The organism is Bradyrhizobium sp. BEA-2-5 (genome assembly GCF_032918025.1).
Lineage (GTDB): Bacteria > Pseudomonadota > Alphaproteobacteria > Rhizobiales > Xanthobacteraceae > Bradyrhizobium > Bradyrhizobium pachyrhizi.
On sequence record NZ_CP136629.1, the window covers coordinates 5,969,786 to 5,993,775 of the forward strand.

Below are 23,990 nucleotides of genomic sequence, written 5' to 3' on the forward strand. Positions count from 1 at the left end.
TCACATCCCTTCAGGTCCGCGGCCGATCGCGGCGACGCCGGTGCGCGACACCTCGACAAGGCCGAGCGGGCGCATCAGGTCGATGAACTGGTTGATCTTGTCCGTATTGCCTGTGATCTCGAACACAAAGCTCTCGGTGGTGGCGTCGATCACGCGGGCGCGGAATGCATCCGCCAGCCTGAGCGCCTCGACCCGGTGCTCGCCCTGCCCGCGCACCTTGACCATTGCCAGCTCGCGCTCGATCGAACGCCTGGTCAGGGTCATGTCGACGACGCGGTAGACCGGGATCATGCGATCGAGCTGGTGCTTGATCTGCTCGATCACCATCGGCGTACCCGTCGTGACGATGGTGATTCGCGACAGATGCTTCTGGGCCTCGGTCTCCGAGACCGTGAGGCTCTCGATGTTGTAGCCGCGACCCGAGAACAGGCCGATGACGCGCGCGAGCACGCCCGGCTCGTTCTGCACGAGCACCGCAAGCGTGTGCGTCTCGTTGGGATCGTGGCGGTCCTCGATGAAATAGGCGGATGCGGGCTGGTTCATTGTCGTCCCCTCACATTCTGTTCACGCCACCGCCCGCTCGGCGGCCGGCGCAGCATCCGTTCCGATCCAGGTCCGGAACAGATCGAAATCGATATTGCCGCCGCTCAGGATCAGGCCGACCCGCTTGCCGGCGAGCCTGTTCTTTTCCTGCAGCGCGGCCGCGAGCGCCGCAGCGCCCGCGCCCTCGGCGAGATTGTGGGTGTCGGTCCAGTAGGCGCGGATCGCCTGCCCGACCTCGTCGTCGCTGACCTGCACGATGCGGGAGGCGCCCTTCTGGATCAGTGCGAACGCATCCGCGTCCGGAATCCGCGTCGCCATGCCGTCGGCAAGGGTGTTGCTGGTCCCGGTGGTGACGATCTTTCCGGCCGCAAACGACAGCGCGTAGGACGGCGCCTCGGTCGACTGTACGCCGACGATCTCGGTCTTCAGCCCAAGCAGGTCGCGCGCCATGATGCAGCCGCAGATGCCGGAGCCCTGCCCGATCGGCACATAGAGAATGTCGAGTTCGGGCGCGGTACGGAACAGCTCGAGCGCGTAGGTCGCGACACCCAGCACGAGGTCCGGGTGGAACGACGGCACCATGTGCAGGCCGGCGAATTGGGCGCGGCGCTCGGCCTCTTCCCGCGCGGCCTGGAAGTCGTCGCCGTGCTCGACGAGCTCGGCCCCGAACGCGTGCATGGCGCGGTTCTTCTCGACCGAGTTGCCGCGCGGCACGTAGATTGTCGCCGGCACACCGTGACGCCCTGCCGCGAACGCCAGGCTCTGGCCGTGATTGCCGCGCGTCGCCGAAATGATGCCGGGCACATCGGCGCGCTCGCGCTTCAGCCGCGCGAGATAGACCAGGCCGCCGCGCACCTTGAAGGCGCCGGTCGGCGTGTGGTTCTCATGCTTGACCACGACCTCGGTGCCGAGCCGCTCGGCCAGCAGCGGCCAGGCGTGCGCCGGCGTCGCCGGCACTGCGGTGCCGACGATCCGGTGCGCGCGCTCGAGCTCGTTGAGGTCAAACATGGAAGCCGCCCTCACCTCACACCAGCGCCTTGCCACCGGAGAAGGCCTTCGCGGTGGCCTCATCGGTCGCCTCTTCCGGCAGCAGCATCTCGTTATGCGCCTTGCCGGACGGAATCATTGGGAAGCAGTTTTCGAGCGCCGCGACGCGGCAGTCGAACAGCACGGGGCGCTTGACCGAGATCATCTCCTGGATGGCGCCGTCGAGATCGCCGGGCTTGTGCACCTGGAGGCCGACGGCGCCATAGGCTTCGGCGAGCTTGACGAAATCCGGCAGCGCCTCCGAATAGGAATGCGACAGCCGGTTGCCGTGCAGCAGCTGCTGCCACTGCCGCACCATGCCCATGTACTGGTTGTTCAGGATGAAGATCTTGATCGGCAGCTCGTACTGCACCGCCGTCGACATCTCCTGCATCGTCATCTGCACCGAGGCATCGCCTGCGATGTCGATGACGAGACTGTCGGGATGGGCCACCTGCACGCCGACAGCGGCCGGCAGGCCGTAGCCCATGGTGCCGAGACCGCCCGACGTCATCCAGCGATGCGGCTCCTCGAAACCGTAGAACTGCGCCGCCCACATCTGGTGCTGGCCGACCTCGGTCGTGATGTAGGTGTCCTTGCCGCGCGTGGCCTCGAACAGGCTCTGGATCGCATGCTGCGGCAGGATGACGTCGTTGCTCTTCTTGTAATAGAGCGAGTTGCGGGCGCGCCACTGCGCGATCTGCTGCCACCAGCTCTTGATGTCGGGCTTCTTCGCCTCCGCCTTGAACACCTGGAGGATGTCGCCGAGGATGTTGCCGCAATCGCCGATGATCGGCACGTCGACGCGGATGTTCTTGTTGATCGAGGACGGGTCGATGTCGATGTGGATCTTTTTCGAGCCCGGGGAGAACGCATCGACGCGGCCGGTGATGCGGTCGTCGAAGCGCGCGCCGACGCACAGCATGACGTCGCAATCATGCATGGTCATGTTGGCCTCGTAGGTGCCGTGCATGCCGAGCATGCCGAGCCAGTTCTTGCCCGAGGCCGGGTACGCCCCCAAACCCATCAGCGTGGAGGTGATCGGGAAGCCGGTGACCTCGACCAGCTGGCGCAGCAGTCTCGAGGCCTCGGGACCCGAATTGATCACGCCGCCGCCGCTGTAGATCACGGGGCGCTTGGCATTGGCCAGCAGCGCCACGGCCTTGCGGATCTGCGTCGCATCGCCCTTCACGCGCGGCGCATAGGAGCGGTGCACGTCGGACTTGCGCGGCGGATGATAGGTGCCGGTCGCGAACTGCACGTCCTTGGGCACGTCGACCAGCACCGGGCCGGGCCGGCCGGAGGTCGCGACATAGAAGGCTTCGTGCAGCACCTTGGCGAGATCGTTGACGTCGCGCACCAGCCAATTGTGCTTGGTGCAGGGGCGCGTGATGCCGACAGTGTCGCATTCCTGGAACGCGTCGTTGCCGATCAGATGCGTCGGCACCTGGCCGGAGATGCAGACCAGCGGGATCGAGTCCATCAGCGCGTCGGTGAGCGGCGTCACCATGTTGGTGGCGCCGGGACCGGAGGTCACCAGCGCAACGCCCGGCTTGCCGGTCGAACGCGCATAGCCCTCGGCGGCATGGCCCGCGCCCTGCTCGTGTCGGACCAGGATGTGCTGGACCTCGCTCTGCTGGAAGATCTCGTCATAGATCGGAAGCACCGCGCCGCCGGGATAGCCGAAAATGTCGGTCACGCCGTGATCGATGAGCGCGCGGACGATCATCGCGGCGCCGGTCATCTGGTTCGGATCGTGGCTCTTGTCGCTCATTGGCTTGCTCCGGATGCGCTTGTTTTTGCGCGGCTTTTGTCAGTTCTCGTCAGTTCGGGTTCGGGAAATAAAAAAGGCCCCGAAGAGGGCCCATGCACACCGCCTGTCTTGTGGATGGCAGCTAGCCATCCCCGGCGGTGTGCCTGGGTACGACGGCGATAAGGAGTTTGGTAATAATGTTACGCATGGCAGGCGATCGGCTTCCCAAAGGTTGCGCGAAACATAGCGGCCAAAGCCCGGATGTCAAGGCAAGGCAAGCATTTTCGCGATTTCCGTACTCTACCGGGGTTCCGCTCGTTCGGCGAGCGTTTTTGCGTGACGAAACGCGCATGGCAGACGGGCGTGCGGCCGGTAAGCCGTAGCCCGGATGGAGCGAAGCGAAATCCGGGGCCGATGCCCCCCGGGGAAAGGCCCCGGATTTCGCTGCGCTCCATCCGGGCTACGGGATCCGCTCCTGTAGCCACGCCTTCGCCGCGTCCGGCGCCACCCATTCGAATTCCGGGAGCTGATGGCGAAACCAGGTGAACTGGCGCTTCGCATAATGGCGGGTGTCGGCCCGGCCGATCTCAGCCGCCTGCTCGCGGCGGATCTCTCCCCTCAGATGCCGGATCAAGGCCGGCACGCCATGGGCCTTCATCGCCGGCAGCAGCGGATCGAGGCCACGCGCCGCCAGCGCCGCGACCTCGTCGAGCGCGCCGGTATCGAGCATGACACCGAACCGGGCGTCGATCCGTGCATAGAGCGTCTCGCGCGCCGGCGCGAGAAACAGCGCATGAAAATCGCCCGGCGGCAGCAGTGGCGGCAGGCCCTCGCGATGCCAGTCCGGCAGCGGGCGGCCGGTGGCCTCGACCACCTCGAGCGCGCGCGCGATGCGGGTGCGGTCGCGCGGCTTCAGCCGCTCGGCCGACACCGGGTCGCGCGCTGCAAGCTCGGCATGCAGTGCCTCGACGCCGTGCTGCTCGAGCCGTGCGCGCACACCATCGCGCACATCAGCCGGGATCGGCGGCACCGCCGACAAGCCGCGCGTCAACGCCTTGAAATAGAGGCCCGAGCCGCCGATGAAGATCGGCAGCCGTCCCTGCTCACGCGCCTCACTAAGTCCCTTCGCCGCATCGGCCACCCAAGCGCCAGCGGAGAAATTCACGCCGGCGTCGACATGGCCATAGAGCCGGTGCGGAACCAGCGCCTCTTCGCCTGCCGTCGGCCGCGCCGTGATGATGCGGAGGTCGCGGTAGACCTGCATGGAATCGGCATTGATGACGACGCCGCCGGCGGCGAGCGCAAGCTCGAGCGCCAGCGCCGACTTGCCGCTGGCGGTCGGGCCTGCGATAAGCACGGCCTTGTTCAACAATCCCGAATGCGCCTGCATGTCCCTCGTTGCCACGCTGATCTGCAACCCCGACAATCCCGCGCTCGACTCGACCATCGTCGATGGCGCCCGCGCCGTGCTGCCCTCACCCGGCCCGGCGCAGTGGCTATTCAACGAAGTCGCTGCCGACATTCCGTTCGAAAGCGAGGATAGCAGCAGGGACGGTATCAAGGCGATCGAGGAACGCCTTCGCCAGGCCCGCGGCGACCTGCCCATCGACATCGTCGTGCAGCCAGTCGGCGCCCGGCGCAAGAAGCTTTTTCTCGCCGACATGGATTCCACCATGATCGGCCAGGAATGCATCGACGAGCTCGCCGATTTCGTCGGGGTGAAGGCGCATGTCGCCGCCATCACCGAGCGCGCGATGCGCGGCGAGATCGAGTTCGAGCCGGCGCTGCGCGAGCGCGTCGCGCTGCTCAAGGACCTGCCCGCAAGCGTGGTCGACGAGGTGCTGGCCAGGCGCATCACGCTGACGCCGGGCGGCAGAACACTGGTCGCGACCATGCGCGCGAACGGCGCCTATACCTGCCTCGTCTCCGGCGGATTCACGCTGTTCACCAAGGTGGTTGCGGCGAAGGTCGGCTTTCAGGAGAACCGCGCCAACCAGCTGCAGGTCGCGGACGGCAAGCTGACCGGTGAGGTGGTCGAGCCGATCCTCGGCCGCGCCACCAAGCTCGCCACCTTGATCGAGCTCACCGAGTCCTTCGATCTCGACGACATCGACTCCGTCGTGGTCGGCGACGGCGCCAATGATCTTGCGATGATCCAGGCCGCGGGGCTCGGCGTGGCATATCACGCCAAGCCCGCGGTGGCGGCGGCCGCAGCCGCGCGGATCGATCACGGCGATCTCACCGCGCTGCTCTATGCGCAGGGATATCGGCGGGAGGAGTTCGTCGGATAGGTGACGGGAAGTCATTCCGGAGCGGTCCGGAGGACCGAACCCGGAATCTCGAGGTTCCCAGGGCGCAACTGCGCCCCCGGGGTTCGATGCTTCGCATCGCCCCGGAATGACGGATGAAGTTACTGCACGCTCAGCGCCACGAAACGCAGCTCGCCGTCGCCGTTGGAGACCAGCAGCAGCACCGATTTCTTGCCGTCCTTCTTGAGCTGATCGACCCGTTTCTGGATGTCGGCACCGCTGGAAACGGCCTCCTGCGCCACCTCGACGATGACGTCGCCGGCGGACAGGCGCTTCTCGGCCGCGTCCGAATTGGCGTCGACATTGGTGACGACCACACCCTTGACGCTGTCCTTGATCTTGTAGCGCGTGCGCAGATCCTTGCTCAGCGTCGCGAGATCGAGGCCAAGCGCCTTCTGCGTCACCGGCTTCTCGGCGGTGTCGTCCTTCGACCTGGCGTTGACCTGCTGAACCTTCTCGTTGTCCTCGAGCCGGCCGAGCGTGACCTTCTTGGTCTCTTCCTGCCCCTTGCGGATGATGACGACGTCGACCTCCTTGCCGACCGCCGTGTCGGCGACGACGCGGGACAGGTCCTTCGGATCCTTGACGTCCTTGCCGTCGAACTTGACGACGACGTCGCCGGGCTCGATGCCGGCGGGCTTGGCCGGGCCCTTGTCGTCGACGCCGGCGACCAGCGCACCGCGCGCCGGCTTGATGTTGAGACTCTCGGCGATCTCGTCAGTGACGCTTTGGATGCGCACCCCAAGCCAGCCGCGGCGCAGCTCGCCGAACTGGCGGAGCTGATCGACGACGCCCACCACCGTCTTCGACGGCACGGCGAAGCCGATGCCGATCGAGCCGCCGGATGGGGAGATGATCAGCGTGTTGACGCCGATGACGTCGCCGTCGAGGTTGAACAGCGGACCGCCGGAATTGCCGCGATTGATGGAGGCGTCGGTCTGGATGTAGCTGTCGTATGGTCCTGATGAGATGTCGCGGTTCTTGGCCGAGACGATGCCGGCGGTCACCGTGCCTCCCAGGCTGAAGGGGTTGCCGATCGCGACCACCCAGTCGCCCAGGCGCAGCTTGTCGGAGTCGCCGAACTTGACCGCGACCAGCGGCTTCGGCGGCTTGATCTTGAGCACGGCGAGATCGGTCTTCTTGTCGACGCCGACCAGCTCGGCCTTGATCTTGGTGCCGTCGTTGAGGATGACGTGGATCTCGTCGGCGTCCGCAATGACGTGGTTGTTGGTGACGACGACGCCTGATGCGTCGATGATGAAGCCGGAACCGAGCGAGTTGGTCTTGCGCGGCGGGTTGTCGCCGCCCTTGCTGCCGCCACCGGGACCCCGGCGGTTCTTGAAGAAGTCGTCGAAGAACTCTTCGAACGGCGAGCCGGGCGGCAGTTGCGGCATGGTGTTGCTGCCGCCGCCGCCCTTGGCCTCGACCGTCTGGGAAGTCGAGATGTTGACGACCGCGTCGATCACCTTCTCGGCGACGTCGGCGATGCCATCCGGACCGCGTGCGAATGCCGGCACGGAGCTCAGCATGCTTGCAGCACCGATCGAGATCGCGGCTCCCATCATGCGGAAGCGACGGCTCAGGGCTGGTCTGGCAGCGGTCATGTCGGAGTTTCTCCAGGCAAACGGGTCCAAATGAGCTAGTTACAGAGTGCGCCCGAACGGGCACACGGCGCAAGCATCTCAGCCGGGCATTTCGGCGAAAAACCGGCTGCGAGAGGCTCACGATTATGTTCAGTCTTGCTTGTCATTCCCGCGGCAGCCCGACGGGCTGAACCCCGGGGTCGCAATTGCGCGCCTTTGAGAAATCTCGAGGTTCCCCGATGCGCGATCGCGCATTGGCGGTCATGCTTCGCATGCTCCGGAACGGCGACTATCTCCGCACCACCCAGATCAGGACAAGCCCGGCGACCGCCGAGCCGATACCGACGATGCGCAGGATGTTGTCGGGTGTCGCCAGCGCGCTCTTCATCGCCCGGCGCATCCAGGCGGGGCTTGCCGCGAACAGGATGCCTTCGAGCACGAACAGGATTCCCAACCCGATGAGGAAGTCGCCGAACGCTATGGACTTCATCGGATGGCAGCCTCCCGCTCGATACTTGTTGTTTTTGGTCGGCGGCGAAGCGTCATCCGCATCGCCGCCAAGTCCTGGTGTTCAAGTCGTGACGCTACTGTTTCGGCGCGGCGGCCGCCTCGGGCAACTTGCCGTTTGCACCGCCGAAGAATCGGAAGAAATCCGAATCCGGTCGCAGCAGGAAGCGGGTGTCGTTCGAACGGAGCCCGTTCTCATAGGCCGTCATCGACCGATAGAAGGCGAAGAAGTCGGGGTCCTTGCCGTAAGCCTCGGCGAACAGGCGGTTGCGCTCGGCGTCACCCGCACCGCGGGTCTGGTCCGCGGCCGAGTTGGCCTCGGCGACGATCACGGTGGCCTCGCGGTCGGCCTTTGACTTGATCTCCTGCGCCTTCTGACCGCCCTGTGCGCGGAACTCGGCGGCCTCGCGCTCGCGCTCGGTCTTCATGCGCTGGTAGACCGCCTGGCTGTTCTGCTCCGGCAGGTCGGCACGGCGGATCCGGACGTCGACGACCTCGATGCCGTAGCCGTCGGCCTCGCGATCGAGCTGGTCGCGAATGCGCTGCATCAGCTTCTCGCGGTCGTCGCGCACCACGTTGATGAAGGTGACCTCGCCGAGCACGCGGCGCAGCGCCGCGTTCAGGAGCGTGGTGAGCTGGACGTTGGCAGCCTGGATCGAGCCGATGCTCTGATAGAAGCGCAACGCATCCTTGATGCGGTAGCGCGCGAAGGCGTCGACCACGAGCCGTTTCTGGTCGGACGCGATCGCTTCCTGCGACGGATTCTCCAGGTCGAGGATCCGCTTGTCGATCTTGATCACCGAATTCCACGGCGCCTTGAAATGCAGGCCGGGCGCGGTGACGACGTCGACGGGCCTGCCGAACTGGAGCACGATCGTCTGCTCGGTCTGCTGCACCGTAAACAGCGAGCTGTAGCCGACGGCGAGCACAATGAAGAGGATGATCAGGGATACAATGCCGGTGACGGGAGACCTCATCGGGTGGCTCCCTGCTGCTGGCCGGTCGTGGCCGGTGCCGCCGGCCGCCGCGGCGTCAGTTCGCCGAGCGGAAGGTAGGGCACGATGTTCTGGCCCGGGCCGCCGTCGTAAACCAGCTTCTCGGAGCCGCCGAGCACTTTTTCCATGGTTTCCAGATAGATCCGTTCGCGCGTCACGTCGGGCGCCTTCTTGTACTCGTCGTAGACCTTCAGGAAGCGCGCGCTCTGGCCCTTGGCCTCGGCGACCGCCTGCTCCTTGTAGCCCTCGGCAGCCTGCAGGATCTGCGCGGCACGGCCGCGCGCCTGCGGGATCACTTGGTTGGCGTAAGTCTGCGCTTCGTTCTGCAGCTGCTCGAGATTGGCGCGCGCTGCCTGGACGTCGCGGAAGGCATCGATCACCTGCGCCGGCGGATCCACCTTCTGCATCTGCACCTGGCTGATCTGGATACCCGCGCCGTAGCTGTCCAGAGTCCTCTGGATCAGTTCGTGCACGTTCTGCTCGGTGACGTTCCGCGCGCCGGTCAGGATCGGCTGGATCTGCGAGCGGCCGATCACCTCGCGCATCGCGCTCTCGGCGACCGCCTTCACGGTACCTTCGGGATTCTGGATGTTGAAGAGGAAGTCGCCGACGCCGTCCGGCTTGATGCGCCAGAGCACGGTAAAGTCGACGTCGACGATGTTCTCGTCGCCGGTCAGCATCAGGCTCTCTTCAGGCACGTCGCGAATGGAACGGCCGCGCCGCGCCGGATCTTCGATCAGCGTCATGCCGATGGAGGTGGTGTTGACGCGCAGCGCCTTCGGCAGCAGCACGGTCTCGATCGGATAAGGCAGATGATAGTTCAGGCCCGGCTGCACGGTGCGGACATGCTTGCCGAAGCGCAGCACGACGCCGAGCTCTTCGGACTGCACGCGGAAGAAGCCCGTCGCGAACCAGATCGCCAGCGCGGCGACCAGCACCAGCGCGACGCCCATGCCGCTGAAATGCCCGCCGGGCAGCCACTGCTGGAGGCGGTCCTGGCCGCGCCGCAGAAGGTCTTCCAGATCCGGCGGCCTCGGCCCGACCGGTTGCGGGCCTGAGCCCCATGGTCCCTTTGGACCCGAGCCCCATGGGCCACCGCCCTGATTCTTCCACGGCATCAAACATCTCCTCGGCAAGTCCGGACGGGACGCCCGGCCTCGAATGTCCGGCCCGGTTATAGGGGACCGCTAGGGCCCTTACAACGCAAGCTTCCTGGCCGGACGAGCTATGCGCCGGGGCATAATTGTCAATGCAAACATTGGTTAACCCCGGCCGCCCGCCGACGATATGTCACATAGGAGAAGTCGGCGCTGTCGTCGGGACCTGCCGGATTTCGCACGCGCGCCACCTCGTCCCACTGCTGCGCATCGATTTTGTCGAACCGCGTGTCGCCGTCCGGCCGGGCATGGACCTCGGTGATCTCAAGGCGATCGGCGGTGCCCATCCATTGCGCGTAGATTTCCGCGCCACCGATGACGGCAATCTCAGTGGCGAAACGCCGCAGCGCGTCGCCAAGCGCAATGGCGCGGGCGTTTTCAAACGACGTCGTGACGATGGCGCCGCGCGCGCGGTAGTTCGCATCGCGCGTGATCACGATGTTGGTGCGGCCCGGCAGCGGCCGGCGCAGGGATTCGAAGGTCTTGCGACCCATGACGACGGGCTTGTTCAGCGTAATCGCCTTGAAACGCTGCTGGTCGGATTTCAGCCGCCACGGAATGGCGTTGTCGCTCCCGATCACGCCGTTCTCGGCGACCGCAACGACGAGCACGATCTCCATCAGCGCGCCCCTTCCGCGAGAGCCGACAGCGCCTCGCCGGTGACGCGGCACAGCGTCCAGTCGTCCATCATGACGGCGCCCAGCGACTTGTAGAACGCGATCGACGGCGCGTTCCAGTCGAGCACCGCCCATTGCAGGCGCGACCAGCCATTGGCGAGGCATTGCTTCGCCAGATGCATCAAAAGCGCCTTGCCGATGCCCTTGCCGCGCAGCGCCGGACGCACGAAGAGGTCTTCGAGATAGATGCCGTGACGGCCGGCAAAGGTCGAGAAGTTGACGAACCAGACCGCGAAGCCGGCAGGCTCGCCGTTCCATTCCGCGATGTCGCAATAAAGCCGCGGATTGGCGCCGAACAGCGCGTCAGCGATGTCGGCCTCGCTGGCGTGAACCTCATGCAGAAGCTTTTCGTATTCGGCGAGTTCGCGGACCAGCGAGAACACCAGTCCGGCCTCATCGGGCCGCGCGCGGCGAATCGTCAGCGACATTCAATCCCTCGGACCGCAACTCATACCGCGACCTCGGCCTTGATGTGCGGATGCGGGTCGTAACCTTCGAGTTTGAAGTCCTCGTAGCGGAACGCGAAGATATCCTTCACGTCCGGATTGATCGCCATCGTCGGCAGCGGTCGCGTCGGCCGCGTCAACTGCAGGCGCGCCTGCTCGAGATGGTTCGAGTAGAGGTGCGCGTCGCCGAGCGAGTGCACGAAGTCGCCGGGCTTCAGCCCCGTAACCTGCGCCACCATCATGGTGAGTAGCGCATAGGAGGCGATGTTGAAAGGCACGCCGAGGAAGACGTCGGCCGAGCGCTGATAGAGCTGGCACGACAGTCTGCCGTTCGCGACATAGAACTGGAACAGCAGGTGGCAGGGCGGCAGCGCCATCTTCTCGACGTCGGCCGGATTCCAGGCGGTGACGATCAGCCGGCGGGAATCGGGAGTGCGCTTGATCATCTCGACCACGCCAGCGATCTGGTCGATGCTGTGCCCGTCGGCCGTGGGCCAGGAGCGCCATTGATGGCCGTACACCGGGCCGAGATCACCATTGGCGTCCGCCCATTCGTCCCAGATGGTGACGCCGTTGTCGCGCAGATATTTGATGTTGGTGTCGCCCTTCAGGAACCACAACAGCTCGTGCACGATCGCCTTCAGCGGCAGCCGCTTGGTGGTCAGCATCGGGAAGCCGGCGGACAGATTGAACCGCATCTGGTGGCCGAACACGGAAAGCGTGCCGGTACCGGTCCGGTCGGTCTTCTCGGCGCCGTCTGAAAGAATCCGCTCGAGCAGGTCCTGATACTGGTGCATGGCGTCTGTTTCGGGCTTTCGAGAGAACGACCAATGTAGCGGCCAAGGCCGCCGGTCGGCACGCTGATTCGGCTGAACGTACCGATTATACCCTGAAAAATGAGCACTCCGCGCCAAACGACAAGGGGCGGAACTCGCGTCCCGCCCCTATCCTATCCACTTGATTGTACTGGATTAAGTTGCCGGCTTGAGCACCGGGGTCCACTTCGCGATCTCGTTCTTGACGAGGGCGGCCAGCGATTCCGGCGTCCGTTCGGCGGGGCCCGGGATGACGCTGCCGAGCTCGAGCAGGCGCTTGCGCACGGTCGCGTCATCGAGCGCCTTGACGGCCGCAGCGTTCAGGCTGGCGACGATCGCGGGCGAGGTTCCCTTGGGCGCGAATATCGCGTTCCAGGCCTGGGCCTGGAACTTCGGCAGGCCCGCTTCTGCCGTCGTCGGCACGTTCGGCAGCGACGGATTGCGCTCCGGCGTTGCGATTGCATAGGCCTTGATGGTGCCGGCGTTGATCTGCGGCACGGCGTTGACGATCTGGTCGCACATGTAATCGACCTGGCCCGCCACCAGCGCGTTCATCGCAGGTCCCGTGCCGTTGAAGGGCACGCCGACCGGCTTGATGTCGAGGATCGAGTGCAGCAATTCGCAGGAGACATGCGAGACCGAGCCGACGCCGGCATGCGCGGCGTTCACCTTCTCGGCGTTCGCCTTTACATAGGTGACGAACTCATTGAGGTCCTTCGGCGGAAAGTCCTTGCGCGCAAGGATCAGGATCGGCGTGCCCGCGAGCAGCGCGATCGGCTCAAAGTCCTTCTCGGGATGGTAGGCCAGCTTCGGATAGAGCGGCACAGATGCGGCATGCGTGCCCATATGACCGGTGATCAGCGTATAGCCGTCATTGGCCGCGCGCGCGGCGCGCGTGGTCGCGGTGGTGCCGCCGGCACCGACGACGTTCTCGATGATGATGCTTTGTCCCAGCGTCTGCGCCATGTGCGAGGTGACGATGCGCGCGACGACATCGGTCGGCCCGCCGGCCGCGAACGGCACGATCATGGTGATGCTGCGCGTCGGGTAATTTTGCGCAGACGCCGGTACGGCGAATGCGCCGAGCGCGACAAATGCCGAAAGGCATGCGCCCGCAAGCGAGCGAATGGACATCATCTCAATTTCCTCCCGGGAACGTTTGACCAATAAAAATGCCGGCCAAATCGGCCGGCATTTTCATTTCACGGGACGACATCGAGTGTCGATTCGACTTCCGCCTGCGGCGCGGCGACGCGGGGCCGGCAGCTCGCTCAGCCCTCGGACTCCACGAACACTTCGTCGCGCTTGGCACGCAAGGTCGGCAGCACGGCCAGCACCAGGAGACCCGCCGCAACCGCCAGCAACACCGCCGACAACGGACGCGTGACGAACACGCTCCAGTCGCCGCGCGAGATCAGCAGCGCGCGGCGAAGATTCTCTTCCATCAGCGGTCCCAGCACCATGCCGAGCAGCAACGGCGCCGGCTCGAAATCGTGCTTGATCAGCCAGTAGCCGACGAGACCGAAGATACCGGCCAGGATGACGTCGACCGGTGCATTGTTCACCGAATAGATGCCGATCGCGCAGAAGATCACGATCGAGGGGAACATCAGCCGGTACGGCACGCGCAAGAGGCGCACCCAGATTCCGACCAGCGGCAGGTTGATGATGATCAGCATCAGATTGCCGATCCACATCGAGGCGATCATGCCCCAGACGAGGTCCGGCTGCTTCTGCATCACCTGCGGACCCGGCACGATGCCGTGAATGGTCATCGCGCCCACCATCAGCGCCATCACCGCGTTCGGCGGGATGCCAAGGGTGAGCAGCGGGATGAACGAGGTCTGCGCCGCGGCGTTGTTGGCGCTTTCCGGCCCCGCCACGCCCTCGATCGCGCCGCGGCCGAACCGCGACGGGTTCTTGGCGAGCTTCTTCTCGAGCGTATAGGCCGCGAAGGATGCGATCACCGCGCCGCCGCCGGGCAGAATGCCGAGGATCGAGCCGAGCACGGTGCCGCGCAGGATCGGCGGCGCCGAGTCGAGCAGATCCTTTTTGGTCGGCATCAGGCCGGTGATCTTCTGCTGCACGAGGTCGCGGTTCATCCCGGCGCCATGGTCGAGGTTGCGGATGATCTCGGCAAAGCCGAACACGCCCATCGCCACGGTCGCAAAGCCGAGACCGTCGGCGAGCTCGGGAATGTTGAAGGCCATGCGAGAGGCGCCGGTCTCGATGTCGGAGCCGACCATCGACAGCAGCAGGCCGAACACGATCATGGCGATCGCCTTCAGCACCGAGCCCTTGGCCAGAACCACCGCAAAGATCAGGCCGAGCACCATCAGCGAGAAATATTCGGCCGGGCCGAACGCCAGCGCCAGTTTCGTGAGCGGCGCGCCGAGGATGGCAATCAGGACGGTCGCGACGCAGCCGGCGAAGAACGAGCCGATCGCGGCGATCGCCAGCGCCGGGCCGGCGCGGCCCTGCTTGGCCATCTGGTGCCCGTCGATGGCGGTGACCACCGATGTCGCCTCGCCTGGAATATTGACCAGGATCGACGTGGTCGAGCCGCCATACTGGGCGCCGTAATAGATGCCGGCGAGCATGATCAGCGCGCCGACCGGCGGCAGTCCGAAGGTGATCGGCAGCAGCATTGCGACCGTCGCAATGGTGCCGATGCCCGGGAGCACGCCGACCAGCGTCCCGACGAGGGCGCCGATCAGGCACATCAGAAGGTTGATCGGAGAGAATGCGACGGCGAAGCCGTGAGCGAGGTTGGCAAAAATATCCATCACGCCCTCACTGGATCAGGAAACGCGGGTACATCGGCATCGGCAGCCCGAGCACAGTGGGGAACAGGATGGCGCAGCCGAGCGTCAGGCAGGCGCCGACAATGACGGCCTCGACCAACTTCGTCTCCTGCGAGCCCATCGCCGCGATCATGAAGGCGGCAAAGGCGGAGACCACAAGCCCGAGCGGCCGGATCGCCAATGCGAAGAACACGATTGCGGCGGATACGAACAACGGGCCGCGCCAGGAATAGGCCGCGATATGCGGGCCGGCCTGCAGAACTCCCATCAGCGCGACACCACCGCCGAGCAACAGCAGCAGCACGGCGAACATGCGCGGCGCGGTTCCGGCGCCGAACGAAAATCCGTGCATACCCTGCAAATCGCTCGAGGCCCACAAGGCAAACAGCGCAACCGCCATCATGGCGAGCCCGCCGACAAAATCCTGCGGACCGCGCACCCATTTCGGCAAGATCGATTTGACCGGCGCCTCGCTCGGCGTATCGCTCATGACTTCGCTTCCCCCGTCAGGGCTGTCCCGCCCGTTTTGATTGAATGGCTTGGTTTGTGGTGCGTTGACCGAAAGCCTTGCTAGCGATTTTCGTCAGATAACGCCAGCGAAACCCAAGAGGCCTCCGGCCAGCAACATCCACAAAGGGTTGATCCGCGTCGCAAAAGCAAGCGCGGCCGCGACAATGGTGATCAGAACCGCGATCCAACTTTGGTCTGAGGTCTGCGCCACGATCAGGCCGGACGCCGCCATCAGACCGATCGACAGCGGAACCAGTGCCGCCTGGATCATCGCCGGCCAGCGCGCGTCGCGCGAGCGATCGAGGAAACGGCTGACATAATAGGCAAGCAGCGCCGTCGGCAGGCACATCGCCAGCGTCGCCGCCAGCGCGCCGGGGACGCCGGCCACGGCATAGCCGATTAACGTCACGATAAGCACGTTCGGACCTGGCGAGAGCTGCGCGATCGCGAATACGTCGGCGAACTGCTTGTCGGTCAGCCAGTGGTGCACGTCGACGGCGGCACGGTGCATTTCGGGAATCGCCGAATTAGCGCCGCCGACCGCAAACAGCGACATCAGGCCGAAGGTCCAGACCAGCGTCGCGATCGGGTTGGACTCCGAGCTCATGCCCGCACCATGCGGCGCGCCAGGACCGTCGTCGCAATGCTGAGCGGGATCGCCACCAGCAGCACGATCTGGAGCGGCCAGCGGATCAGTCCGATCGCGACGAAAACCGCAGCCAGAATGACGAGGCCCGTGACGTCGCGCCGCTTCAGGAGCGGCATCATCATCTTGAAGACGACGGCGAACAGCAGCCCGACCGCGGCGCAGGCGACGCCGGCGAGCGTCCGGCGCAGCACGTCGATGTCGCCGTAACGGGCATAGAGCGCGGCAAGGATGGTCGCGATCACCATCGGCGGCCCGACCAGCCCGGCGAAGGCGGCAACGCCGCCGGCGATGCCGCGCAGCCGCGATCCGAACACCATCGACAGATTGACGATGTTGGGCCCGGGCAGGAAGTGGCAGAGCGCAAAGGTCTCGTTGAACTCGTCCGCCGTCATCCAGCGGTGCTGCTCGACGATCGCTCGCCGGGCAAACACCAGGACCCCGCCGAAACCCGCCAGCGACATCCTGGCGAAGGCCAGAAACAGCGCGACCAGGCCGGGCTGATGGGGCGGCGATGGTGCGGAGGCATCCGGCGCCGGGGCGGCAACCGGCGGAGATTCCGGGGGCATGGGCAAAACCTAGAACGGCGCCGGGACAGCGCCAAGACCCTGGCCAACCCGAAATCGGTGGGTTTCACAGCCGAAAGGGCCTGAATCGGCTCTGTTTTTCTAAGACTTTGCCGCTATATTGGGAGTGCCGGTTCGCCGGCTATGGAAATAAACGGTCGTCGCAATAAACCATTCGGACCCGGGGGCGGTACCCGGCGCCTCCACCAAAGCCCACCATCGGGCAGTCCCGAAGCGGGCTTTGGCGGGGGCGAAATAGGATCGACGAGGGCGTAAAGGGCGTACTTTTTCCCGGTATTGTTCCGCCGTTATCGGGCTACTGCAATAGTTGCCAACGACAACTTTGCTCCGGTTGCTCAGGCTGCGTAACGCAGTTTGAAAGACCACTCTAAAGTCCTAGCGGGTTAAGCTCCGCTAGGCGGGGTTCGGAGGCACCTGGCAACAGAAGCCTCCACTTTAACCCTTGTTTCCCAATCGGGCGTCCGCCCGCATTTCAGCTGCCAGCCCTGCTGATTTCCAGCTCCCGGCGGGGTAGCATGGCAAAAAGGGCGAGTCGGACGGTCCGGCGCCGCCCAGGCGGGCATTTTCGAAGCGACAGGACCACCATGGCGACCGATCATATCCGATATGATGTGCTGGCCCGCGACGCGCTGCGCGGCGTGCTGCGGAAGGTGCTGACCGATGCCGCGGCCCATGGCCTGCCGGGCGAGCACCATTTCTTCATCACCTTCGTGTCGAAGGCCGAGGGCGTGAAGCTGTCGCCGCGGCTGCTCGCGCAATATCCTGAAGAGATGACGATCATCCTCCAGCACCAGTTCTGGGACCTGACCGTGCTCGAGGACCGCTTCGAGGTCGGCCTGTCCTTTGGCGGCATTCCGGAGCGGCTGACCGTGCCGTTCGCCGCAGTGACGCGCTTCCTCGATCCGTCCGCGCCGTTCGATTTGCGCTTCGATGTCTCGGACGCACTGTCCGAAGAAGCCCCTCCCGCCACGGCGCCGGCCTCTCCCCTGCCCGCCCCCCCGGCCCACGCAGCGGCCGAGACCGAGAATGCCGAGACCGAGCAGGAGCCCACGAAGCCCAGCGAAGGCGCCGAGGTCGTGCGGCTGGACCGCTTCCGCAAGAAATAATCTAAGCGCCGATCACGCCTCGACCTTGTAGGATGCTTGTCGGGATCGGGATGACAAATCGTCGTCCCAGCCTACTTCTGCATGAACGTGCCCTTCGCGTGGACGCTGTCGCGTTGCCGCGCCGGGCCACGTTTTGATGACCCAACGGCAAGCATCCACGGAAAGCATGATGGCTCGATCGACGATCCCCTCCAAGGCAAAGACCCGCGGCGAGACCGACAGCTTCGGTCCGATCGACGTTCCCGCGGACCGCTATTGGGGCGCGCAGACCGAACGCTCGCGGCAGAATTTCAAGATCGGCCACGACCGCATGCCGATCGCGATCGTCCATGCACTCGGCATCGTGAAGCTTGCGGCTGCGGAGACCAATCGCGAGCTCGGCCAGCTCGATGCGCGCCGGGCGGGCGCCATCATCCGCGCCGCGCGCGAGGTGATCGAAGGCAGGCTGGACGATCATTTTCCGCTTGTCGTGTGGCAGACCGGCTCCGGCACGCAGAGCAACATGAACCTCAACGAGGTGATCGCCAACCGCGCCAATGAGCTGCTCGGCGGCGAGCTCGGCGCCAAGAAGCCGGTGCACCCCAACGACCACGTCAACATGAGCCAGTCGTCGAACGACTCGTTTCCCACCGCGATGCACATCGCGGCCGCAAGCCGCATCAATGCCGATCTCGTCCCTGCCCTCGGCGAATTGCTCCGCGCGCTGCGCAAGAAGGAGAAGGAGTTCGCAAGGATCGTCAAGATCGGTCGCACCCACACCCAGGATGCGACGCCCCTGACGCTGGGCCAGGAATTTTCCGGCTATGCCGCGCAGGTCGAAAGCGGCATTGCCCGGCTCAAGGTCGCGGTGAAGGACCTCTATCCGCTGGCGCAGGGCGGCACCGCCGTCGGCACCGGCCTCAACTCGAAGCCGCGCTTTGCAAAACTGTTCGCAAAGCATGTTGCCCGCATCACGAAGCTCCCGTTCACCAGCGCCGCCAACAAATTCGAGGCGCTGGCCTCGAACGACGCCTATGTGCTGGCGCACGGCGCCATCAATTCGGTCGCGACCGGCCTGTTCAAGATCGCCAACGACATCCGCCTGCTCGGCTCCGGCCCGCGTTCGGGCCTCGGCGAATTGATCCTGCCGGAGAACGAGCCGGGCTCCTCGATCATGCCCGGCAAGGTCAATCCGACCCAATGCGAGGCGATGACCATGGTGTGCTGCCAGGTGTTCGGCAATCACACCGCCATCACCGTCGCCGGCAGCCAGGGCCATTTCGAGCTCAACGTCTACAAGCCCGTGTTGGCATACTGTATGATAAATTCCATTCAGCTGCTGTCTGACGTTGTCCGCTCATTTACTGAGCATTGCGTTGTCGGAATACACGCCGACGAAAAGCGCATCAAGGAGCTGATGGAGCGCTCGCTGATGCTGGTCACGGCGCTGGCCCCGAAGATCGGCTACGACAACGCGGCAAAGGTCGCCAAGACGGCGCATGCGCGCGGAACGACACTGAAGGAAGAGGCTTTGCGGCTCGGATTTGTTTCCGCGGATGAATTTGATCGCCTCGTGCAGCCGGACAAAATGACACACCCGGGCTAAAGCGCAGCGCGCATTGTCCGGATAATTACGGTCAGCGCGCGTGATATAATTATGGATCATAACGCCTAAAGACTAAGGTGCATTACCTATGAGCTCTGCGCTGGCGCATGGTACAGACGTCTAGTTTTCGCAGAGCGAAACGGATTCTTTGATGCTATCAGGGCATCAAACGGGGATTCGGGATGGATATCGAGCCGGGCGCGTAGCGCAGTTGCTCTTGCTTTCGTCACGATGCATCACCAATTCCGCTCTGGGGACGATGAGGACGACGAGCATGGGCGACGTGGTCAACTTGAAACGATTCAAGAAGCGCGGTGAGCGCGAACAAGCAGCGAAGCAGGCCGAAGCCAATCGTGCGCTATTCGGTCGCACTAAATCCGAACGAGCGCGTGACGAATTCCTCGGCGAGCGCAACGCGCGCGTGCTCGATCAGCACCGCATCGAAAATGGAGACGCACCATGAAGTCGCCCGTCGTGAAACGGTCAATCGTCGTCGCCGGCCACAAGACCAGCGTCAGCCTGGAAGAGGCGTTCTGGAACGGCATGAAGGAGATCTCCGGCCTGCGCAACATGACGTTGTCCGAGCTGGTCGGCGAGATCGACAACAACCGCCAGCAAGGCAATCTGTCTTCGGCGATCCGCCTCTTCGTCCTGGACTACTTCCGCTCGCGAGCCACGCCGGCGGTGCCCACGGATGTCAGGCCGCAACAGGTCGACACGCGTCAGCAGGCCTGACGGCCTCTCCGACCGTCGCCACCAGTAGACGGTCGTTCCGCTGCGCGGGCTCAGCATGAAGGTCAATCGGATCGTCGCGAACGTTGCGGCACCGGACACAGCGGCAGCGAAGTCGTTCTATCGCGACGTGCTTGGCCTCGAGCCACTGATGGATTTCGGTTGGGTTGCGACTTACGGCTCATCCGAAACAATGCAGGCTCAAATCAGCTTCGCTTCCGAAGGTGGTTCCGGCACGCCGGTGCCTGATCTCTCCATTGAGGTTGACGATCTCGACGAGGCCCTGCGCCGAATGAAGGCAGCCTGCATCACGATCGAATACGGACCGGCGGACGAGCCGTGGGGCGTGCGGCGCTTCTTCGTCCGCGATCCCTTCGGCAAGCTGATCAATATTCTCCAGCACCGATCCTGAACCAGCGCTTCGTTTGACGCGCTTTCTTGACGCGAACCGGTGCCCACTTCGCTTGAAAGCGCGTTTAGTTCTGCAGCGCCGGCCGCTGCGGTGGATTGGCGACCTGCGGCGTCAGCGATAGCGGCGGCCGCAGCGGCTTTGGTGGCCTGGCCACGCCGGGCGCCGGCTTGACCTCGATCAGCGGTGGCAGCGGCGCCAGCTGCGGCTGGCTCGCAACCGACGCGGGCGGCGCAATGGGGGGTGCCGTGGCGACCGGCGGGACAGTCGGCGGCCGCGGCGCCACGATCCTAGGCTTCGCCGGAACGCGGCGCGGATCAGGGCCAGGCCCCGGCAAGTTGGCGGAAGGCACTCCTGCCGAATTGGGATTGGATGCATCCGGAGCCGACTCGGCCGGATGCGGAAGCGCCGTTTGGGTCGGCGGCGGCGCCGCTTCGCCGCGCTCGATGGCGTCAAGCCGCTTGGTCTCCCGATCGATCGCGCGCACCGCAAGCCACGACGACAGCGCCGCAATGTCGATACTGCGCGACAATCCGTCGGGCGTGCCCACGGCAAGCAGCTGGATTTCCGGTCGGCTGTTGGCCGTGCCGACCTGCGTCGATGCCAGGGCAGCGCGGATGTCGGCCTGGTCGGCGGGAATGTCGTAGCCGCCGGAAACGATGGCATTGGCGCCGTTCGCCGCGAGCGTGGTGGCGCCGACCCGGAGGCGGCCGTCGCGGATGTTGAAGGGAATTTGCGCCGAAGCAATCGACAGCGCGCCGCTCGCGAGCACCGGTTCGACGATCTGCCGCAGCCGCGTGTCGTCGGTCGCCTGCCCGGAATCGCTGGCGCGGATCGCAACTTCGAAGGCGCGCGGATCGAGGCCCGGAAGGCTGAGCCCCTCCAGCGTCACGGTGCCGCTGCCGGACAGCGCGCCGGTCAACGCCGAGGCACTGCGGCCCTGCGTCAACAGCGTCATCTGCATCGAGGCGCGTCCCTTGGGCATCGCGAGACTGCGGTAGTGCAAGGCTGAACTGTCGATGCCGGACAGCTGCACATTGGCGCTGAGCGCAAGTCCGTTGGCGCCCTGTCGCGCATCGATGGTGGCAGTCGCCTCGCCGCCGCCGATCTTGCCCTTGATGCCGTCGAAGGTCAGCGACTGCCCGTCCGATCTGATGGTGCCTCTGACCGGCTGCAGCTCGGCGCCACCCGGCAGCAGGCCATGCAGCGCTTCGAACGTGACCTTGCCGCGCCAAGCGCTCGTGAGGCCCTGGCCGAGCGGCTCCGTCGCATCGTGACCTGCCGCGCCGATCGCGGCCGCGAAAATCGGCGCCAGCGTGATCTGATCGAGACCGACTTCGCCGTCGACGCTTTTCTGATCGGCGAGCGTCAGCGCCAGATGGCCGCGCAGCCGTGAACCGGCGATGATGCTGTCGAGATCGTCGAAGGTCAGCCTGTCGCCCGCGAGCGTCAGTTTCGACGACAGGCGGATGTTTGCGACCGGGTCGGCTGGTTTCAGATTGAGCAGCGGACTGATGTCGGCGCTGCGAACGCGGAGGCTAATGCTCGATTTACTCTCGCTGGCCCCGTCCTTGGTCCAAGGCTCCGCGGTCCCTTCGGCATCCGCGTCCAGCCCTGCGCCCCAGAGCCTTGCCTTTAGCCGCAACGGCGCGCGCCACGCGCCGATCGCCGTGCCCTCGAACTGCGTCGAACCGGCACCGGCTGCGACCGCATGGTCAAGCCCAAGCAGCGCCAGCAAAGCGTTGCCATCGCCTGCCGAGAATTTCGTCTCCGCTGCAACCTCGTTGCGGCGAAGTGCATCGAAATCCAGCGCACGGATTGCAGCCACCTGCGGCGTCGCCGAGATCACCGTGTTGCCTTTGAGCTGCGGCGTGTCGAGATCGAGCGTCGCGCGCGCGCTGACGCGATCGGCGGCCTTGCCCTTGCCGAGGTCGAGCGCGAGCCTGGCGCGAACCGGGCCGGCATCCACGCGGAGCACGCCAAGCCGCGCGGCCAGCGCTGGCGCGAACGGCTGAAACACAGCGGTCAGCCGGCCAAGCGACGCGGCGGTCGCGTCGACCGCGAGCTTGCCGGTCGAATTAGCGCGGTCGAAATTGCCGCTGCCGTCCAGCGTGACATTGTCGGGCTGACCGATCTTGACGCGCTCGAGCACGATATTCTTTGGGCTATAGGCGATCTTCGCCAGCAGCGGTCGCAACTCCTGCCCGGAAGAGACCGCGCGCCCGACGTCGAGCGACAGCTGCGCCTCGTCGGGCCATTCGCCTTGCGGACCGGCCAGCGAGCGGATCAATGCCGCGGTCGCGTCGAGATCGAGCCGCTCCGCCTTCAACTGCGCCTCGACCTTCGACCCGCTTGTCGCCTCGCGGTGCGTAACCGCGACGCGGCCCTCGAGGGTGCCGCCCTCGATCTCCGCCTTCATCGCGTCGATCGAAAAGCCTGATGGCGACACCATGACGTCGCCGCGCAACCGCAGCGGCTTCTGGCTGCGATAGGTGACGTCGCCGCGCCCCTGCAGCCAGGTCATCAGCGCGTCGGGATCGGACGATTCGATGTTGAGCGCGGTCTTGAAGCTGTTCGCCGCTCCAGCTTGCGCGCTGGCACCGCTCATCGAGACACGCGTGGATCCCGGCGCGCGAAATTCCAGCCGGCGCACCGTCCAGGATTTCGCGTCCGATCGCAGCTCCGCCGAGATGTCCTGCAACGGACGGCCGCCGAGCATGATCTGCTCGGACGCCAGCTCCAGCTGCGCCGGCATCGGGCTTTGCGGAAGACCCGACAACACCGCGCGCATGGCCGGCAGCACGCGGACCGGCTCGACATTGCCATTGCTGCCGTCCTTGGCGCTGTCCTTGGCGGCGAACTTGTCGCCGTCGAGCTGCCGCGCCGTAAGCGAGGCGCGCAGCAGCGGCGACGCACCGAAACGCAGATCGCCGTTGCCGGCGAGCTTCAGCGCACGGTCCTCTGCGCCATAGCTCAATTCGATCTGGTCGAGCCGTGCCGTCGAATAGTCCGATTTCACCTTGGCCGCGATCCGCCATGGGGGCGCATCGCCGCCGCGCTGACCGGGCGCCCCCGCCAGCGTCAGCATGCCCTCGAACCGCGGCGCGCGAGCCTCGAAGGTCAGGATGCCGTCGAGATCGGCCGACACCGGCCGCTGCCCGGGATCGATGCTGAAGTGCAGGCGGGTGCCGCTGCCATCGGCGCTTTGCCCCGAGGAGACCCGAAACGGGTAACGGTTGCCGTCGAACATGAAATTGCCGTCACCGCGGATCGCACCGGCAAGCGAGCGGACGTCGCCGCTGAAGGCAACGTCGTTCAGCTCGAGCGTGCTGCGGCTCGCGGCATCATGTAGCGCGATGCGGCCGGTCAGGTTGAGTCGGTCGATCGCCAGCGAAGCGAGGTTGAAGCTCCCGCTCGACGGCGACCAGTCGATCCGCCCTTTCGGGTCCAGCCCGAGATCGAGCGACACGCCGTTGATGGTGAGCTCGTTCGCGCGCCACTCGCCACGCATCAGCGAGCTCAGGCTGAACTCCACGTCGAGATTGGCAGCCCGAATCTTGCCGAGGTCGTTGGCGCCGCCGACGGTGACCGTCTTCAACCGCAGCGTCGGCGCCGGCAGCAGCCGCGCGTCGAGCTCGCCCGCGACCCGCACGGGCACGCCGATGATCTTGCCGGCCTCCGCCTCGAACTGGGGCCTGAACTGGTTCCAGTCGACGTAGTAAGGCCCGATCAGCGCGGCCAGCAGCGCAATGATGAAGGCAATCGCCAATCCGAGCAGCGTCGTCTGCACGGTGTCTCCC

At 65.3% G+C, this 23,990-nt stretch carries 23 protein-coding genes and 1 other RNA gene; 7 read left to right on the forward strand and 17 right to left on the reverse strand.

Annotated elements, in window-relative coordinates:
* The 4 genes from ilvN to miaA form a co-directional block, all read right to left on the reverse strand.
* On the reverse strand, positions 1-543 hold the full coding sequence (gene ilvN, locus RX327_RS28280; protein WP_028177127.1) for an acetolactate synthase small subunit: 543 nt from the start codon (positions 541-543) through the stop codon (positions 1-3).
* A 21-nt stretch (positions 544-564) separates the two neighbouring features.
* On the reverse strand, positions 565-1,551 hold the full coding sequence (locus tag RX327_RS28285) for a threonine dehydratase (protein WP_050385498.1): 987 nt from the start codon (positions 1,549-1,551) through the stop codon (positions 565-567).
* Between the two features lie 16 nt (positions 1,552-1,567).
* Positions 1,568-3,343 carry an acetolactate synthase 3 large subunit gene (locus RX327_RS28290; RefSeq protein WP_317247761.1) on the reverse strand — a complete coding sequence of 592 codons (1,776 nt, stop codon included), beginning with the start codon at positions 3,341-3,343 and terminating at the stop codon, positions 1,568-1,570.
* A 439-nt stretch (positions 3,344-3,782) separates the two neighbouring features.
* On the reverse strand, positions 3,783-4,712 hold the full coding sequence (miaA, locus tag RX327_RS28295) for a tRNA (adenosine(37)-N6)-dimethylallyltransferase MiaA (RefSeq protein ID WP_317251341.1): 930 nt from the start codon (positions 4,710-4,712) through the stop codon (positions 3,783-3,785).
* On the opposite strand from miaA, the gene serB reads away from it, so the two are divergent.
* Positions 4,711-5,613, forward strand: coding sequence for a phosphoserine phosphatase SerB (gene serB, locus RX327_RS28300; RefSeq protein WP_317247762.1), 903 nt, complete (start codon positions 4,711-4,713; stop codon positions 5,611-5,613). The two genes, miaA and serB, sit on opposite strands and share 2 nt — an antisense overlap.
* 119 nt (positions 5,614-5,732) lie before the next feature.
* Here serB and RX327_RS28305 read toward each other — a convergent pair whose 3' ends face one another.
* The 12 genes from RX327_RS28305 to RX327_RS28360 all read right to left on the reverse strand — a co-directional run bounded on the left by RX327_RS28305 (position 5,733) and on the right by RX327_RS28360 (position 16,340).
* Complete coding sequence (locus RX327_RS28305; RefSeq protein WP_317247763.1) at positions 5,733-7,235, reverse strand: Do family serine endopeptidase; 1,503 nt, start codon at positions 7,233-7,235, stop codon at positions 5,733-5,735.
* Positions 7,236-7,503: 268 nt separating this feature from the next.
* On the reverse strand, positions 7,504-7,704 hold the full coding sequence (locus RX327_RS28310) for a DUF2065 domain-containing protein (RefSeq protein ID WP_028332483.1): 201 nt from the start codon (positions 7,702-7,704) through the stop codon (positions 7,504-7,506).
* Positions 7,705-7,798: 94 nt separating this feature from the next.
* Positions 7,799-8,698, reverse strand: coding sequence for a protease modulator HflC (locus RX327_RS28315; protein ID WP_317247764.1), 900 nt, complete (start codon positions 8,696-8,698; stop codon positions 7,799-7,801).
* Complete coding sequence (gene hflK / locus RX327_RS28320) at positions 8,695-9,834, reverse strand: FtsH protease activity modulator HflK (RefSeq protein WP_317247765.1); 1,140 nt, start codon at positions 9,832-9,834, stop codon at positions 8,695-8,697. The genes RX327_RS28315 and hflK overlap by 4 nt, the downstream gene beginning before the upstream one ends.
* A 128-nt stretch (positions 9,835-9,962) precedes the next feature.
* A complete protein-coding gene (locus RX327_RS28325; RefSeq protein WP_317247766.1) occupies positions 9,963-10,493 on the reverse strand; it encodes a dihydrofolate reductase in 531 nt (176 codons plus the stop codon).
* Complete coding sequence (locus tag RX327_RS28330; RefSeq protein WP_317247767.1) at positions 10,493-10,978, reverse strand: GNAT family N-acetyltransferase; 486 nt, start codon at positions 10,976-10,978, stop codon at positions 10,493-10,495. Before RX327_RS28330 ends, RX327_RS28325 begins: the two co-directional genes overlap by 1 nt.
* Positions 10,979-10,998: 20 nt before the next feature.
* Positions 10,999-11,793, reverse strand: a complete 795-nt coding sequence (locus RX327_RS28335; protein WP_317247768.1) for a thymidylate synthase — start codon at positions 11,791-11,793, stop codon at positions 10,999-11,001.
* Positions 11,794-11,967: 174 nt separating this feature from the next.
* Positions 11,968-12,948 (reverse strand): tripartite tricarboxylate transporter substrate binding protein BugD, encoded by a 981-nt coding sequence (locus tag RX327_RS28340; RefSeq protein ID WP_317247769.1) that lies wholly within the window; start codon positions 12,946-12,948, stop codon positions 11,968-11,970.
* 134 nt (positions 12,949-13,082) lie between these two features.
* Entirely contained in the window at positions 13,083-14,597 is a 1,515-nt protein-coding gene (locus RX327_RS28345; RefSeq protein ID WP_317247770.1) for a tripartite tricarboxylate transporter permease, read from the reverse strand.
* Between the two features lie 7 nt (positions 14,598-14,604).
* Complete coding sequence (locus tag RX327_RS28350; RefSeq protein ID WP_317247771.1) at positions 14,605-15,105, reverse strand: tripartite tricarboxylate transporter TctB family protein; 501 nt, start codon at positions 15,103-15,105, stop codon at positions 14,605-14,607.
* A 93-nt stretch (positions 15,106-15,198) separates the two neighbouring features.
* A complete protein-coding gene (locus RX327_RS28355; RefSeq protein ID WP_317247772.1) occupies positions 15,199-15,732 on the reverse strand; it encodes a chromate transporter in 534 nt (177 codons plus the stop codon).
* Positions 15,729-16,340: a chromate transporter gene (locus RX327_RS28360; RefSeq protein WP_317247773.1), complete on the reverse strand. Its 612-nt coding sequence runs from the start codon at positions 16,338-16,340 to the stop codon at positions 15,729-15,731. Before RX327_RS28360 ends, RX327_RS28355 begins: the two co-directional genes overlap by 4 nt.
* An 87-nt stretch (positions 16,341-16,427) precedes the next feature.
* Between RX327_RS28360 and ssrA the strand changes: the two genes are divergently transcribed.
* The 6 genes from ssrA (at position 16,428) to RX327_RS28390 (ending at position 20,193) form a co-directional block, all read left to right on the forward strand.
* Positions 16,428-16,793: a transfer-messenger RNA gene (ssrA, locus tag RX327_RS28365) on the forward strand.
* 149 nt (positions 16,794-16,942) lie between these two features.
* Positions 16,943-17,464 carry an SspB family protein gene (locus RX327_RS28370; protein ID WP_317247774.1) on the forward strand — a complete coding sequence of 174 codons (522 nt, stop codon included), beginning with the start codon at positions 16,943-16,945 and terminating at the stop codon, positions 17,462-17,464.
* 166 nt (positions 17,465-17,630) lie between these two features.
* The gene (gene fumC / locus RX327_RS28375; RefSeq protein WP_317247775.1) at positions 17,631-19,049 is read left to right on the forward strand and encodes a class II fumarate hydratase; all 1,419 of its coding nucleotides are present in this window, start codon (positions 17,631-17,633) and stop codon (positions 19,047-19,049) included.
* A 274-nt stretch (positions 19,050-19,323) separates the two neighbouring features.
* Positions 19,324-19,512, forward strand: a complete 189-nt coding sequence (locus tag RX327_RS28380) for a DUF4169 family protein (RefSeq protein ID WP_317247776.1) — start codon at positions 19,324-19,326, stop codon at positions 19,510-19,512.
* Positions 19,509-19,784: a ribbon-helix-helix domain-containing protein gene (locus tag RX327_RS28385; protein WP_024580116.1), complete on the forward strand. Its 276-nt coding sequence runs from the start codon at positions 19,509-19,511 to the stop codon at positions 19,782-19,784. The genes RX327_RS28380 and RX327_RS28385 overlap by 4 nt, the downstream gene beginning before the upstream one ends.
* Positions 19,785-19,839: 55 nt before the next feature.
* Positions 19,840-20,193 carry a VOC family protein gene (locus RX327_RS28390; RefSeq protein WP_028332496.1) on the forward strand — a complete coding sequence of 118 codons (354 nt, stop codon included), beginning with the start codon at positions 19,840-19,842 and terminating at the stop codon, positions 20,191-20,193.
* A gap of 64 nt (positions 20,194-20,257) precedes the next feature.
* Here RX327_RS28390 and RX327_RS28395 read toward each other — a convergent pair whose 3' ends face one another.
* Positions 20,258-23,980 (reverse strand): AsmA-like C-terminal region-containing protein, encoded by a 3,723-nt coding sequence (locus RX327_RS28395; RefSeq protein WP_317247777.1) that lies wholly within the window; start codon positions 23,978-23,980, stop codon positions 20,258-20,260.
* Positions 23,981-23,990: the final 10 nt, after the last annotated feature.